Annotated in this window: 14 protein-coding genes; 5 read left to right on the top strand and 9 right to left on the bottom strand. The window is 47.0% G+C overall.

The window, feature by feature from the left end; genetic code table 11:
* The first annotated feature begins 220 nt into the window (after window positions 1–220).
* Window positions 221–1,759 carry a cysteine--tRNA ligase gene (cysS, locus tag QUA03_RS19170; RefSeq protein WP_333214000.1) on the top strand — a complete coding sequence of 513 codons (1,539 nt, stop codon included), beginning with the start codon at window positions 221–223 and terminating at the stop codon, window positions 1,757–1,759.
* Between the two features lie 94 nt (window positions 1,760–1,853).
* On the opposite strand, the gene QUA03_RS19165 is transcribed toward cysS, so the two are convergent.
* Genes QUA03_RS19165 through QUA03_RS19155 form a run of 3 tightly spaced genes read right to left on the bottom strand, consistent with a single transcriptional unit; the run spans window position 1,854 to window position 3,439 of the window.
* Complete coding sequence (locus QUA03_RS19165; RefSeq protein WP_333213998.1) at window positions 1,854–2,186, bottom strand: DUF5615 family PIN-like protein; 333 nt, start codon at window positions 2,184–2,186, stop codon at window positions 1,854–1,856.
* Window positions 2,187–2,197: 11 nt separating this feature from the next.
* The gene (locus QUA03_RS19160) at window positions 2,198–2,428 is read right to left on the bottom strand and encodes a DUF433 domain-containing protein (protein ID WP_333213996.1); all 231 of its coding nucleotides are present in this window, start codon (window positions 2,426–2,428) and stop codon (window positions 2,198–2,200) included.
* 54 nt (window positions 2,429–2,482) lie between these two features.
* Window positions 2,483–3,439 carry an alpha/beta fold hydrolase gene (locus QUA03_RS19155; RefSeq protein WP_333213994.1) on the bottom strand — a complete coding sequence of 319 codons (957 nt, stop codon included), beginning with the start codon at window positions 3,437–3,439 and terminating at the stop codon, window positions 2,483–2,485.
* A gap of 146 nt (window positions 3,440–3,585) precedes the next feature.
* Between QUA03_RS19155 and QUA03_RS19150 the strand changes: the two genes are divergently transcribed.
* Window positions 3,586–4,698, top strand: coding sequence for an AI-2E family transporter (locus tag QUA03_RS19150; RefSeq protein ID WP_333213993.1), 1,113 nt, complete (start codon window positions 3,586–3,588; stop codon window positions 4,696–4,698).
* A gap of 165 nt (window positions 4,699–4,863) precedes the next feature.
* Here the strand turns inward: QUA03_RS19150 and QUA03_RS19145 are convergent, their stop codons facing one another.
* On the bottom strand, window positions 4,864–5,799 hold the full coding sequence (locus QUA03_RS19145) for an OmpA family protein (protein ID WP_333213991.1): 936 nt from the start codon (window positions 5,797–5,799) through the stop codon (window positions 4,864–4,866).
* A gap of 240 nt (window positions 5,800–6,039) precedes the next feature.
* On the opposite strand from QUA03_RS19145, the gene QUA03_RS19140 reads away from it, so the two are divergent.
* Window positions 6,040–6,711 (top strand): hypothetical protein, encoded by a 672-nt coding sequence (locus QUA03_RS19140; protein WP_333213990.1) that lies wholly within the window; start codon window positions 6,040–6,042, stop codon window positions 6,709–6,711.
* A 5-nt stretch (window positions 6,712–6,716) separates the two neighbouring features.
* Complete coding sequence (locus QUA03_RS19135) at window positions 6,717–8,792, top strand: abortive infection protein (RefSeq protein WP_333213988.1); 2,076 nt, start codon at window positions 6,717–6,719, stop codon at window positions 8,790–8,792.
* A 171-nt stretch (window positions 8,793–8,963) separates the two neighbouring features.
* Here the strand turns inward: QUA03_RS19135 and QUA03_RS19130 are convergent, their stop codons facing one another.
* The 5 genes from QUA03_RS19130 to QUA03_RS19110 all read right to left on the bottom strand — a co-directional run bounded on the left by QUA03_RS19130 (window position 8,964) and on the right by QUA03_RS19110 (window position 14,030).
* A complete protein-coding gene (locus QUA03_RS19130) occupies window positions 8,964–10,136 on the bottom strand; it encodes a DUF4335 domain-containing protein (protein ID WP_333213986.1) in 1,173 nt (390 codons plus the stop codon).
* Between the two features lie 3 nt (window positions 10,137–10,139).
* Window positions 10,140–10,766, bottom strand: a complete 627-nt coding sequence (locus tag QUA03_RS19125; protein ID WP_333081936.1) for a DUF3038 domain-containing protein — start codon at window positions 10,764–10,766, stop codon at window positions 10,140–10,142.
* Between the two features lie 105 nt (window positions 10,767–10,871).
* A complete protein-coding gene (locus QUA03_RS19120) occupies window positions 10,872–10,994 on the bottom strand; it encodes a hypothetical protein (RefSeq protein ID WP_333213984.1) in 123 nt (40 codons plus the stop codon).
* Window positions 10,995–11,190: 196 nt separating this feature from the next.
* Window positions 11,191–11,694: a hypothetical protein gene (locus tag QUA03_RS19115; protein WP_333213982.1), complete on the bottom strand. Its 504-nt coding sequence runs from the start codon at window positions 11,692–11,694 to the stop codon at window positions 11,191–11,193.
* Window positions 11,695–11,825: 131 nt separating this feature from the next.
* Window positions 11,826–14,030 (bottom strand): cation:proton antiporter domain-containing protein, encoded by a 2,205-nt coding sequence (locus QUA03_RS19110; protein ID WP_333213980.1) that lies wholly within the window; start codon window positions 14,028–14,030, stop codon window positions 11,826–11,828.
* 436 nt (window positions 14,031–14,466) lie between these two features.
* Between QUA03_RS19110 and rpsB the strand changes: the two genes are divergently transcribed.
* Window positions 14,467–15,297, top strand: a complete 831-nt coding sequence (rpsB, locus tag QUA03_RS19105; protein WP_333035195.1) for a 30S ribosomal protein S2 — start codon at window positions 14,467–14,469, stop codon at window positions 15,295–15,297.
* Window positions 15,298–15,691: the final 394 nt, after the last annotated feature.

Genomic DNA, 15,691 nt, shown 5'->3' with positions numbered 1-15,691 from the left:
TCGCTGGTATTTATAATTATGAACTTTTTTTGAAGACAAACTAGCGCTCGTCTGAGACTTTCGCAAGAGGTCTATTAGATAATCCCAACACTTTGTCAGGGGAAGATGTGTTACCGGGATTTGTCTTAGATTTAACAGATGTTTGGTAGTAACACCGAAAGATTCACCAACCGCAATATAATAAATTAGAGCAGTACATCAATCCCAAATCTCAAATCCCATGCCCCTAACGCTTTACAACAGCTTGACCCGTCGCGAATCACCTTTTGAACCCCTCGAACCCCCAAAGGTGCGGATGTACTGCTGCGGCGTTACGGTATACGATTACTGCCACGTCGGCCATGCGCGCGCTTACATTGTTTGGGACATGGTGCGGCGTTATCTGATGTGGCGGGGATACGATGTGCGCTACGTGCAGAATTTTACAGATATTGACGACAAAATTCTCAACCGCGCCCGCGAAACCAATTCCACAATGGAAGCCGTGGCGGAACGCTTCATCGAGGCCTATTTCGTAGATATGGCCAAGCTGAATATTCTCAAGGCTGATGAATATCCCCGCGCCACCCATACAATCGACGGCATTAAACGGCTGATTCACGAATTAGAAAATAAAGGTTATGCCTATGCTTCCGGCGGCGACGTTTACTACAAGGTGAGGCAATTTCCCGATTACGGAAAACTTTCCGGCCGCAAGTTGGAAGAAATGCAAGCCGGGGCTAGCGGTAGATTGGAAACCGCAGAAATAGAAGCTCAAAAAAAGCAAGATTCCTCTGATTTTGCCTTGTGGAAAAGCGCTAAACCAGGTGAACCGGCTTGGGATTCATCTTGGGGAAAAGGTCGCCCCGGATGGCACATCGAATGTTCGGCTATGGTGCGCGATTGCTTGGGCGAAACTATTGACATTCACTGCGGCGGTTCCGATTTAACTTTTCCGCACCACGAAAACGAAATTGCTCAATCTGAAGCCGCGACGGGCAAGTCACTTGCTAATTATTGGATGCACAATGCTTTTGTGACTGTCAATGGCAAAAAGATGTCGAAATCTTTGCACAATTTTATTACAATTCGCGATTTGTTGGATGGGAATTGGTCGGGTGATTGGGAATCTAACCCCCCCCAGCCCGCCCTTGGTAAAGGGGGGAGTAAGAAGGAAGGAAGCGAGAAGTCAAAAGCGGTGGAACCGATGGCGGTGAGGCTGTTTGCGTTGATGGCGCAGTACCGCAGTCAAATTGATTTTACCGAAGAGGCGATCGCTAGCGCTCGAAATGGCTGGAATACCATCAATGAAGGTTTGCTGTTTGGCCTTCGATACGGTTCTCAACTGAGTTGGGACGTTGAGAAAACTAGACAGTATAGCAAAGCTGTGGAGGAATTCCAATCAGCGATGGACAATGATTTCAATACTCCCGGCGCTGTGACGGTTTTGTTTGAATTGGCTAAGGAATTGGCCAAAGAAGGCAATGTTTTAGTGCATCAGGGAAAAACAGAAACCTCACCGGATTTGTTGCAGCAAAAATGGGTAACTTTGGTGAGTTTGGCGGGGGTTTTGGGTTTAGAAGTTCAGCCGGAAAGTGATAGCAATGATGCTGTTGACGGTTTGAGTGATGCGGAGATTGAGGCGATGATTCAGCAGCGGAAAGATGCCCGGAAAGCGAGGGATTTTGCTGAGGGCGATAGAATTCGGAACGAACTTAAGGATAAGGGAATTACTCTGATCGATCAAAAAGATGGTACAACCATCTGGCACCGGAGTTGAAATTTAGAGTTTTTTAACCGCAGATGATCGCAGATGAAATTCCATCCGCGTTCATCTGTGTTCATCTACTAATATCTGCGGTTAAAAACTCCCATTAGTAAAGTTCAAGACAATCTAATGCGATGTTGCCAATAAATTCTTGAATTGTTTCAACTCCAGACCGAAAAATTGCTTCCACGTTACTGGTCGGTGCATTACCGCATCGCAGCCAAATCACTTTCGGAGGTGCTCCGTAAAGACGGCTTCGTTCAGCAAAGTCCGCGTCCTGCGTTACAATACAAAAGCCTTGAGCCTTTGCAAACTCCCAAATCTCGCTATCGTCTATTTCCGTCAGATTGTGGAACTGAACATGACTAGAGTCAGGGAAAATATCTGCAAGTCGAGCTACCAGTTTCCGGCTTAAGTTTTGGTCAAACAGAAGTTTCATAAACAGCAGTTTCAAGTGCCACCTACAACAGCAATCAGACAGCGTTCTCGGTCAGCGGCGAATTCTAAACACGCTCTAATGTCTTCCTCCGTCAACTCAGGAAAATCGTCTAGAATCTCAGCGTGAGACATTCCCGCTGCTAGCCAACCCAACACATCATACACGCTAATTCGCATTCGCCTGATGCAAGGCTTTCCACCGCGTTTACCTGGTTCGATCGTAATGATGTTGCGATAGCTCATGACAAGACCGAGTTGAGTACACTTTTGTTTAAGTTTAGCTTAGTCGTGGAAAAGTTATATCCGCTTTAACTTATCCACAAATTCGGCAACAGCCGCGACAAATTCTGCGGTGGATTCATAGGGCAAAACATTGCGCCCCGGCATTAATAAACCTTCCGCATTGGAAAAGTTAGCCAAATATTGCGCTAATCTTTCATCCGGTTTCTCTTCCTTACCCGCTTGACTGATGCTTGAGGCTTTTTCTCCCATCACAATGAGTGCGGGGCGATCGAACTTTTGAATCGTACCGCTATAATCCTGGCGCCAAAACCCCGCTAAAAACGAGAAAACCGCGTGCCGGCTGTCAGGATTCGCCGCCCCAGCCTGCAAAGAATCCAACCATTCGCTGTCAACTTTTGTCGCATCGCCAAACAGTTGTTTCACAGAAAAAGAACGCAAAAACTCAGCGCGTCTGGCGTAGCGGTAAAAAGCATTTCCCAAGGGAGAACCTAATAAATTCCAGACAATTCTTTGCTGTCTTTCTGTCGAATGTTTGTTCATCACAGCCCAAGCTGGAGGTCCTGCGAGAACTAAGCCACGAATGAAATTGGAGCCACTTTCCTGCTGAATTTTTGCTAAAGCCAAGCCTACAGACAGTAAAGCACCTTGCACGAGTACGATCGCAGGTTTTTTGACTACTGTTTCCAAGAAATACTGCAACTGTCCGGCCCAATCGTCTGGATAGCAAGCCACAGCCGGCATTTCGCAATCGCCGCAGCCCAAAAGGTCGGGATTATAAATCGGATTAGTGTTGCCTGCTTTGTACCAACTATCACAAAATCTATGCCAAAAGATTCTTGACAAACCAACTCCTATCGGATGAATTAATAACAAAGGGATGCTATCTTCTGTCGCAGTAGTTGGGTTATAAATTTCATAAGCACAGCGATAATTTTGCCATTCGTAAAACAGCGTTGGTGATTTTATAGGCGAAAGGGTGGATAAATCTTGGGTTGAATATGGCGGTTGCATCTTATTTTTTTTTGAACCAATGTTACTTTTTATTATAATATGAGTAGGTACGGGTTTTACCCGACATAGATTGGGCAAATGAGAATATAAATAAACCCGCCCTGCGGGATGACATAAGCGCCAATACAAACCTTGATTACTTAATCATGTCAGAACAGCGGATTACCATTTCTTTACCTAACTTGCTGCTAATTGTAGCATCGTCCTTACTCCTAGTGTTGCTGTGGCAATTGCGGAGCCTGCTAGTAATTCTAATGATATCAGTTGTGCTGGCGGCTTCGATCGTCCCGATCGTTAATTGGGCCCAAACGATGCGGGTTCCCCGCTGGCTGGCGGTGATTATGGTTTATTTAACTCTCATCGGCGGATTTAGCGGGACGGTAGTGTTAATCGGGCCCACGGTAATCGAACAAATAGAGTTACTGCTGCGGCAGCTACCAGTTTATGTCGAAAGTTTGCGAACTGTGGCAACTAATGTATTGAGTCGCCTCACCGACGATGCCCCAACCCTGGTGGGTCAGTTGGTGGACACTCAATCGCTGACTAATTGGCTGATTCGATCGAGCCAACAACTGGTTTTGCGATCGTACAGTTTAACAAGAGGCATTCTAGGCGGTTTCTTCAGCCTAGTTTTAGCATTATTTATTTCAGGTTATATGGTTGCCGACAGCGACACATTAATCAAAAGTTTGGTGCAATTTTTTCCTAAACCTTGGGACACAAGATTAGCCGCACAAGCCGCGCCCATCGGTCAAAGAATGGGGAGTTATATTCGCGGGCGAGTGTTAGTTTCAGGCATTTTAGGGATATTTATTACCACAGGTTTGAGCATTTTGGGAATGCCGGAATTTGCTTTAGGCTTGGGTGCGATCGCAGGTGTTACCAACTTGATTCCCTTCATCGGCCCAGTGTTAGGAGCAGTACCAGCATTAATCGTAGCATTAGCTAAAGGTGGCTGGGTACTTTTGTGGGTATTACTATTATTTGTAATCATCCAGAATTTAGAAACTTACGTCCTCGATCCTTTGCTGGTTGGTTCATCGGTTGGTGTGCATCCTTTATATCAATTGCTGTCTGTGTTGGGAGGCGTTCAAGTATTAGGAATCATTGGGGCCGTAATTGTGCCGCCTTGGTTTGCGGGAGTGGCAGCTTTGATTGAAAACTTGTATTTAAAACCCAAACTTAGGAGCGAACATCGAGAGGCAATAGATCAGGCTAAAAATAATTCTGACTTGCCACCTCTGACACCTTCAGCGTGATAGCAGCTTACGCCTTGAGAATTCAACACAGTAGACTCCAATTGCCAGCATTCGCTCACCTCTGTGGAAAATATCTGCGTTTATCCGTGTTTATCTGCCTGACATCTGCGGTTGACTATCAATCAAAGATTCATGCAATAAATCTAGTATCCACAAGTCCGCTGACTAAGGACTAATTGCCACTTCAATGCGGCGGTTGCGCTGCCGATTAGTATCAGAACTATTATCCACCGAAGGACGACTTTCCCCATAGCCGATCGCCACCCAATGATACTTCTGACCGAGTACACCAGACAAATACTGCACCACCGCCTGAGCCCGCGCAAACGACACATTGCGATTGTCCGCCGCTTCCCCCGCGTCGTCAGTGTGGCCCGCAACCCGCACAGTTGCCCCCTCATGATTGCCCAACTCCGCCACCAAATTGTCCAAAATCGCATTAGTTCCCGCGCGCAAAGAAATGCTGCCAGTATCAAACAAAACATCGCTGGGCAGAGTCACCATCAGCCCATCCCCCCCAAACACCGGATTATTGGCATTCTGTGGCGCAGTATTAACCGTTTCAGGGTTCAGACTGGGGCTGCTGCCGATCGCCGGTAAAGCAGGGGCAAGACTTGCCGCCGTTTCCGGCGCCGCCAATTCCCGCGACATCAACTGCAAACGCTTTTCCAAAGTTTCCGTCGGGCGGCTGCTGCCCAACTGACTCTCCAAAGCCGCCGTCCGACCAATCAGCGCGTTGAGTTCGCCCTGCAACTGTCTCAAATCCGACTGCAATTTCTCTCTCTGGGCAGGACTAACTTTTGACTGGGGAGTTGGTGTAGCGGTTGGTGGCGGAAGCGCCGGAATTGGCGTTGCTGGGGCGTGTTTCGGGGTGGAGGTCAAATTTTGAGTTACACGCAGCAATCTCTCTGCCACCGGCATTTCCGTCGCGCCTGACGGATAAATTTGAGCGATCGCCATCCCCAAAACCCACGCAAAACCGCTGCCCACCCCCAGCAGCAGCAGTCGAAAAATCAGCGACAGTACAAGCAAACCTTTTCCCGGCGACTTGGAGACGCGAGTGGGGGGGATTGAAGGTTTTTGGTTAAAAGATCGCGTCATATTTCATCCCTCTCAGTGTACATACCAGATTAATTTCGATACTATCTTACCTATCCGATTTGAAATTTGAGATTTGAGATTTGAGATTTATCCTCCAATCTAAAATCTAAAAAATCAACCCGGTTTCTATAAATCTGGGGTTTGGTGGCGAAGCATCGAGGCAGAAACCGGGTGTCTAATCCGTTGCCTGCAAGCCTGAATCTGTTGGATAATTCAGTAAAACTTTTGGAAAAAAAACCGATGACTGACCCTTTAAATAGCCCTTATCCCGTTCCTTGGGAATGGATTAGTGCCACTCATGCTAAAGTGAGCTCCACTGCCGGCACAGGCCTCCGCTATTATCGCAGTCCATCCCTAGTATCAACTAACGGCCAATACGCAGCTTACAGTCGAATTGAGTTGCAAGTACAGCCGGAATTCTCCCGGTGTCGGGTTAGCAGCGTCATGTTTGTGGAAAATCTCAAAACCGGGGAACTGCAAACAGTGGCGGCTGCTTCGCCACTAGCCGAAAGTGGGATGTATGCTAGCGATGATACAGATATGTCCGGGACGATCGCCATTTTAGTGCCTGTTTCTTGGAATCAAGACGGTTCCCGCATTCTCGCCCGCGAATTTGAAGCACTTTTCAACTCTTCCGATATGTCCGACTACGGTGTCATTTGGGACAAAAATGATAATTATACTTATACCGTTGCTCCCGCTCGCAGTCTTTACACTCATGCTGTATTGTTGGGTTGGAGTCAAGTTTGTCCCGGAAAAGTTCTGTTCCGCGCCGGCAATTTGGGCGATCGATCTTGGCCTCTGTGTGCAGTGGATATGACAGGGCAAACGGTACCTGTCACCGAGGACAAACCCCTAGTTTTCGGCAGTCAAGCCAGCACAGACTGGATCGAACCTAAAACTCGTTTTTAGATATTATGGCGGCATTTTCTTTGATCTGGCCAACATTTTTTTTAGTATCAGGTCAGTCTTTCAACCAATTCATTTTGACCTTGGGGCTGATTATTTTAGCTGTTGTGTTTGGTTTAACAGCATTTATTTTTATTCGCATTTTCCTAAATTGGTTGCAAGCAAAATTCGAGAAATCTCACCTCTTTAGACGCTCGTCCACAAAAAATACTGGTCATTTAATCGCTAATTTTTCACGACCTGAAAAGGTTTTTTTAGAACCCCGATTTGTAGAAAGTGACGGCAATTTAACTGCTACTATTTTTGGAGAAAAAAGCGATATTTCAATAGATTTTGAGCCGGAGATAATCTGCGAAAATTCAGCATCAGTTGCCTATCTTTACAAGCCGATAGCCCTTTGGCACGGGCGGTTAATTTTGCCATTAAACGAACAGCGCCAGCCTTACGGTACGGTTTTTTTTGAAGTAATAAATGCCCCCAAAAAATATAAAAATTTCATTGGAAAAACAGCATTTTTGAAATGGAGTACAAATCGCGAAGTACAGTTTTTTGTCCACGCAGTCAGTCAAGATATAAACTTCACACAAGAAACTAAAAAAAGTCAAAAATCTGGCAATATCCATCCAGAGAGATTGAACGGCTGGCGAAATGTCGGCCCTTTAGAAACTCTAGCAGGTAGCAGACTTGAAGACAGCGTGACTGTGATGCTACGCAGGCCGGTGATTGCGATTAATTATAGCAGCAGCGATCGCCAGGAACTCACGATCGATCGCGAGCCAGTACAAATTATCGGACGTTTCTGCGCCTTAATATCAATTTTACAGCGAAAAGAACCCGACAGCGACAAATTTATTGTCCGGCATTTCAACAAAACATCTCAACAATTTGACGGCGCCGCCGAAATTATTCGGATTCCACAAGTACAGCCAGACAAAAATGGCGTAGCGAGGTTTACCAATCACCTGATCGAACAATCCCCCTTAAATCCAGACGGCTGGTACATTTACGGCGAAAGAGACGAAGACAGTATATTTGTAGTGCAGGCAATCGAACCCCGCAAAATTGCCCAATTAACACCAGATGAAACACATTTAGGGCTGAAAAAATCTCTAGCTTATTTAAACAGTAAAAATTGGGAAAATACACCAGCCCAAAAAGGGCAAGCAAGAAGAGTATTGTTAACCCCGAATGATGCTACAGAAAACGCTTCCATCTCTCCTTGGCAAGAAGGAGATATCGGGATAGTGATTCACAGTTTCGGGGGTATCGGCGGGAAAAAAGGCGAACAGCCACCGCTGGGAATTGTCACCGGACATTTTGCTTTCGGAGTAGCAAAAGTAGTGCGCGATCGCTTTACCAGCGAACTGCGTTTTGACATAGAATACAAACAAGTTTACGCCCACAATCCCGACGGAATTGTCGCAGGTTCCAGCAAATGGCAAAGCTACATGGGAGACTTGCAGCGCGGCTGGTTGGGCGATCGCCCGGTTTGCGATATCATCTGTAAATTAGACTGCGTGTGTTGCGACTACGATTTTGACGGGATAACCTTGTCGCCTTTAACCGAATTAAACCAGCAACTAGATATCATGATGGCCCGCTACCGCAGCGGAGACGGCACCGGTGCAAGTTTAGTCACCCCAGCAACTTCTTGCGTCCAAGATTCAAGTCAGGCAATTTACGCGACAATTAAAAAAATCACTTCCGAAATAGAGTCAAATCCTCAGATTCAAGACTGGTTGAAAACACATCCGACGGACGCACAAACCCAAAGATTTCACCAGTTAGTAGCATTAGGAGAAAGTTTAGAAACAGTATTAATGCCCCTCGGTATTGTTCGTCCAGATTGGCGAAAAAATTCGAGATTAGCGGGGATTGATTCTGAACTGAAAAAAACCTTTTTTGCTGGTATAGCAACCCTGATAAAAGCTGCTATTAGTTACCGAACAATGTTGCCGAGGCGCACCCAAGATGAAATCGCCAAAGTTTTATTAAAACAAGGAGCATTTTTGTGGATAATTCGCACAAATCAAGTCGGAGGATTTGACCCAGATATTGAGCCGATCGCACCGACAAGGCTTTGAATCAGCAATCGATTTGTTGTAGATGATTCGGCGATTGAAATCGCTACTATAAAAACCAAGTCTGCCTCCGCAGACTAAGAGATTGAGGGAGAATTTAATCGGGATTTGGTATCAGTCAACAGTCAACCGTTAACAGTCAACACTTAACCGTTAACAGTCAACAATCAACTATTACCAAGGAGTGACTTGAACTTTGCCGTCTGGTGCCAAAACTACCCGGAAATCAGCCAGCGGTTCCGCAGGGGGCCTTGTGCCAATGGGTTTGTAAAGCAACTCCGACAACGGCGTTTCGGATCGATCAACTGCTGCCGAATTTTCCGGCTTGTAACCGACAATCGCCCCGTCTGGGGCCACACTCACCCGATAAACCAACTCCGCATCAACCGGAGGCTTATCCTTCACAACTCCATCAATTTGCTGGGAAAGTTTGCCCCTCAACAGGTCAATTTCCCCTGGATCGGTAATTGGCAGGGCTGCCACATCTGGGCTTGCCAAACCTTCAGCAACAGGGCTGGGCGTGCTTTCCGGTGAAGTGCTCGACTGCGGTGTGGCCAACGGTGAAGCGTCCGGCTGCGGCGCGGGGCTCGGAGTCGTCGAACTCGATCCAGCATTCGGAGTTTGAGTCCCAGGCAGCAAACCGTCAGCAGGGGGCGTGGGATTGGGATTAGGCGAACCCGATCCGCCCGGATTCGGCGTCCCCTGATTCTGGCCCGCTGGATTGGGCTGCGGCACCGGATCTCTCTGGCGCTGGACTTCCGGCACCGGCACCAAGAAAAACGCCATCGCCGCCAAAGCCAAACTCGACACCCCCACCACAGCAGGTAAAGTCCGCTTCGCCAAAGGTTCGGCAGACTTGATATAACGCCTGGAAATTGGGGTTAATTGCAGGGACAATTCCGGCAGCGTCTGCGTGTCTGCAAAAAACTGATCGATCGCCTCTACCAAGTCAAATAGCTGTACGGTCGTCAAATCAACTTTTGCCGACAGTTCTGTTTTTTGATCGATTTGGGTGGCGCTGCCTGTGGAGGCGGGTAGAACCGTCAACCGATGAACATTCCCGTCAATTCTGTGTAACTGCACCATACCCACATTCGGGCCGTAGCGATCGGGATAATGCACTCCGCTCATAAATTCTTGAGCGTAGCTGCTGACGGCCCTCACCAAGCTTTCAAAAAACTCCCGTCCCCCGCTTAGGGGTTCGCCAAGACCTGTAACATAGCATTCAGCGCTCATTAATATGGAAAGCACCGGCCGTATATCTAACTGGCTGGCTGCCGATCCATCGCTCAACCCTTCTAGAACCAGGGTGCAATTTGGCAGACTGTACTGACGCCTAATAGTCATTTTTTATTCAACTTCTCCATCAAACAGGCTAACCCAGAAGCGCTGCATTCCGGCTGTGCCTGTACAAAATAGCAGTTTGCTCAACAAGTTCAAAGCTAGTTCGTTGAGCTTGTCATCGGAATCGTAAGCTGCAACTAGCGATCGCTTGGGGTTCATGCGCGATCGAAAGTGAGCTCGAAAGCGTTCTAAATACTCGGCCAGCGGCAAGTGCTGGTTGAGGGGGATATTTTTAGATCGCAATTGCTGCGAGTCTAGCAGCAACTGCCGAATTGTGGCGGTTAACTTACGCGCCATATTACAGGCGATCGCCACCAGCGCTTTTGCCTCCACCATCGTAAGGGAGCGGCGCTGCGTGTAGCGTCTCAGCGGGTTAGTATTACGCATCAGCCAAAGGGCAACCCGATTTTTGATAATTGATTCCAATTCCAGGTCCTTTGACACAGCCAGCATTTCTTCCGCACCTCCGAGATACAAGGCTTCGATCGCCAGCAACATCAAGTCAATTTGCAATCTGGCTCGGCGGGGACATCCCCCATCGGAGGGCGACAAGTCTGGCAAACTGTCTAAAATTAACGGGTTTGACTGGGTAAGCGAAGTTTCTGACGGCATTAATATCACGGCAACATCCATTCCAAACAAACTATACGGGCACGGGGGGTCTTGAGCAAGACAAATTCTCAACCAAGAACTTCTCTGGGATACTTTATTTTTATCATTTACTTTTACGTATATTTTCTAATTTAGCAGCAACCGACCGTCACAGGCGAGCTCCGGCGGCCGGAGTTCGATCGCCCACTCCCCCACCCCCGCCGCCGCTTTGTGATTCCTTGCTTCGCCAAGGGTGAAGGGAAGAGTCAATCGATTTTAGATTTTAGATTTTAGATTTTAGATTGAAGCATTGACCGCACGGATAAATTCGGGGGGCAAGTTTCATCGGATACAGGTTTTTTATTTCTGGACGGATGAATCCGGCGGCTTGTATCCTGGATGCTTTCGGTCAGAAAGCGACAAAGAATTACCCATTTCCCCTTTCTTAATTTTCTATTAGAATCAATCAATGTTCAGGCTTTTGGGGTTGCACCGCCGCTTCTCTTTGAGCCGTAAAATCAGTAGCCGCCGCCTTATCAGTTAGACTAATTTTTCCCTTGAGGGTTTCTTGCTCCACAATTCCGCGCATTTTAACAGAACTGTTTTGACCGGTTGCTGTGGAGTCGCTGCAACCAGCTAAATTAGGAACCGCACCCGACAAGTTCAATCCTTGAGTTTCCCACTTACCAAATAGAGAAGGTTTCTCTTCGGCTGTTTTTTCCCTGCCCTCCCTGCTGCCCGATCGCAAATTACCGCTCAAATAAACACCCGATTGCTCGATTGTCAATACCAAAACATCAGATTTCAGACATTCGGGCAAACTTTGAGGATCGAAGCGATAATTGCCCGCAATTGCCGGGGCCGCCTTTAAATTTGTTTCCCCATAAGCAGTTACTACTTTAAACAGCAGTGCAACTGAGCCGATCGCAACCCCATAAAATGCCAGCGATTTGAGGCTTAAATGATTCATAATCTTGGTAATTAATAATTGGGAATTGGGAATTGGGAATTGGGAATTGGGAATTGGGAATTGGGAATTGGGCAGCGGGCATTGGTATTAACTCACAAATAACCAACAGTCAACAGTCAACAGTCAACTGACTACCTTTGAGGAAGTACCGATGCCAAGTGCGATCGCACTTTAACGTAGCACCGCGCAATCAGCAGCGAAGAATGACACTGCACAGCCAATTCATCAGTATACTGTCCCAAAGTTTGGCGCTCAATTCCCCACTCCCGACTCGTACCTGCAATAGTCAAATCAGCATTAGCAGAAGCCGCCACCACTGCTTGAATTGGCTCAGCAGCCTCCACAATCGGAGTTTCAATTCGCGATCGTACCTCAACTGGTAACTGCTCCATCACTCGCTGAAAATCGTAACTGAGCTCGTTTTCAGCTTCCCCGTCAACCGCCACCCGCAGCACCGTCAAACGGCGTTCCTCACTATTAACTAACAGTCTCAGCGCCAATTCTAAACCCAAATCATCGTGAATGTTTGCCGCGTAAGGTACTAACAAGTTATTCAACCTTTCCCGGCCTCGGTCAACAAAAATTGCTACATCCACCTTAGCGTTGCTGAGAATTTGGCCGACACGTCCTCCCAAACGGTTGCTGCTAAAAGTAGGTCTGTGCCACCCTACTAAAATCAAATCCGCGCGATCTATTTCCGCAATTTGTGCCGTCTCCCTGGCTACATCATTAGTAACCCGAATGATGGGATGTACAAATTTTCGCGCCTCAGACAGTTCCAAACTATCAATCAATTCTGATAATTTCGAGCGACGTTCTTGAATAATGCGATCGGCTTCCGCAGGCGTACTTTCAAAGGCATAGTCATCATTTAATTCTATCAAACTCAGAGGATGAACCGCCGCCGACTGTAAATCCTCACCACCCATACCAGCAGCCGGCTGCGCCAGCGCTACCGCTAGTCGCAGTAAACCTTTCTGCGTGCTGGGATTGGCAACAGGTACTAAAATTCGATAAGTGGGCAGCAATTTGTTAGCAGTTTCTTCGCTGCTGTCAGCCATTTGTGAATTTTCTAATTCTGAATCCTCAGAGTTTACTTCGGAAATATCTAACCTAATTAACCGTTTTGGATAAGTCCACTCCAACAGTGGCGAAGTCATAAAAGTTGTCACTAAAGCCATGATGACTAACATCGTAAATAGCAGGGGCGAAACTACGCCCAATGAAAGACCGATATTCAGCACAATTAGTTCAGTCAAACCGCGAGTATTCATCAGCCATCCCAGGGCTGAAGCTTCGCGGTTGCTGATGCCACAAACTCTAGCAGCAACGTAAGTGCCAACGTACTTGCCGATAATTGCCACTCCCAAAACTGCGGCGCACAGCAGCCACAATTCGGGGCTGTTAAGCAAGCCGATTTGAGTCCGCAATCCGCTATAAGCAAAAAATATGGGCAGCAGAAATATGAGTACAAAGTCTTCGGTTTTTTCAGCTAATTCTCTGGTTAATCCCGCATTTTTCGGCATGGCAGCACCCAGCAAAAATGCACCGAAAATTAAATGAATGCCGATCAATTCAGTAATTAAGGCAGAAGCTAAAACTCCCATGTAAATGCCGGAGAGCACTAACTGTGTTAATCTGCCAGTGCGGTTGTAGTGTTTGGAAAGCCGCTGCAAGAACCAGCGGACTACAGTCAGCATGAAACCGATGTAAATTAAAGACTCAATAATTGTCGGCAAAGCACCGATCATCGAATTAGTACGAGTAACTGCGATCGCCACCGCTAACAAACACCACGCCGTTACGTCATCTACCGCAGCGCAAGTTAGGGCCAGTGTCCCCAATTTTGTATTCTGCAAGTTGTGTTCTGTAATAATTCTTGCCAGCACCGGAAAGGCAGTAATTGACATGGCAGCGCCCAAAAATAGGGCAAAGGCTGTAAACGAAACACTATTATTTGAAACGATGGGATACAGCAGCAATGCGAGCAAGCTTCCCAGTGAAAACGGCACTAGAATGCTGACGTGGGAAGTTAAAATCGCTATATCTAAATTGCTTTTGAGATACTTGGGATTCAGTTCCAAACCAATCAAAAACATGAAAAATATTAGCCCCACCTCAGATAGCACGTTGAGGAAGGGAACGGCTTCGGCTGGAAAAAGTGCTGTTGCTAAATCTGGTGCAACTAAGCCAAACAGAGAAGGCCCAAGCATAATTCCTGCTACAATTTCTCCAATGACTTGAGGTTGTTTTATCGCTCGAAATCCTAAACCTACAAGTCTCGAAAGTGCGATGACAATTAGAACTTCAAGCAGAACGAGAATGGGTATGGGCATGACGTTTTTAGCTTTGGGATTTTTGCGGATCGAGAGGGCAGGGTACTAAAGCTGACTGAATTGGCGATCGAAAAAAATGGATACCAGCTCGATCGAAGGTAGAACGCACAAGAGGCGCACCAACAACGTCATTGTCTCACAAGCGAACAAAGGCTTTGGCAACCTTAGTACCTGGATTTTTTGTTTTTAAGAAGCCCTTGCAAGTAACTTTAACCGCAGCGTGCGTACCCCGCACCCAACCCGCGCCCTAAATCTCACCTCCGGGTGCCAAGCCAACCCTACGGATATGAGACTGTCAGAAAAAGTAGCGCGCGCTGTGATAAACTAGAAAAGTTGTTTAAATTCGCACATCCGGGTTTTCGGGTGTTTCTAGGGCGCAAACCTTCAGAAATACGACCGGGTGGAGGATTAACCCGAATTAGGAGTTAAAAATACAATGCCAGTAGTCAGTTTGGCTCAAATGTTAGAGTCAGGGGTTCACTTCGGACACCAAACCCGTCGGTGGAACCCGAAAATGTCTCCATACATTTTTACAGAGCGCAACGGGGTTCACATCATCGACCTCGTGCAAACCGCTCAGCTTATGGAAGACGCCTACGAGTACATGAGAGTTGCCTCAGAAAAAGGCAAAAAGTTTTTGTTCGTGGGTACGAAGCGCCAAGCTGCCGGGATTGTAGCCCAAGAAGCTCAACGCTGCGGTGCTTATTACGTCAACCAGCGCTGGCTGGGGGGAATGCTCACCAACTGGACGACGATTAAGTCCCGCGTGGAGCGCCTCAAGGATTTGGAGCGCCGCGAGGAAATAGGCGCCCTCGATTTGCTGCCGAAAAAAGAAGCTTCGGTACTGCGCCGAGAAATGGCAAAACTCCAGAAATACCTGGGCGGGATTAAATCTATGCGGAAGATTCCCGACGGAGTGGTGCTGGTAGACCAACGCCGCGAGTATAATGCGGTGTTGGAATGCCAAAAGTTGGGAATTCCGATCGTCTCTCTGTTGGATACCAACTGCGACCCGGATTTGGTTGACATTGCGATTCCGGCGAATGACGATGCTATTCGATCGATCAAGCTGATTGTCGGCAAGTTGGCTGATGCCATCTACGAAGGTCGTCACGGTCAGCAGGGCGGCGACTCTGAGGAAGACTACGACTACGAAGGTGGCTACGAAGGCGCTGAATATGATGTCGAAATCGAAGAATTGGATGACCCCGATTATGTAGATCCCGACGACGCCGCTGAAGCCGAGGGCGAAGAAACCGAGAGCTAGTATTGCCCTCGGAATCTGACACCAGGAAATTAAAAATTAAAGATTGAAAATTAAAAATAATTATTATTATTATTTTTAGTTGGATATTTTTAATTTTTAATTGTACATAAGCTGGTCTGCATTTAAATTGTATGTCAAAAAAGATTAAAGTCTTGTGGGGTGGGCGTCCCGGCCGCCCTGAATATACAATTTAAATGGGCGACTGCTTAGCACGAGTCTAAGTCATTAGTAGATATCTGGCAAAAGCATTCATTGTGTGAGGGCCAGAATTAATTCTGGCGCTACACCTACAAAGTCGGTACTAATATCCACTGGGTATTTCTTCACTTTGGTCTAATCATTAACATTAAAATTAGTGACTAATGACTGATGACTAATGACTGATGACTAATGA

Source organism: Microcoleus sp. S36b_A4 (assembly GCF_036700645.1).
In the GTDB taxonomy this organism is placed as follows: Bacteria; Cyanobacteriota; Cyanobacteriia; order Cyanobacteriales; family Microcoleaceae; genus Microcoleus.
This window is presented reverse-complemented; position numbering and strand designations above follow the sequence as displayed.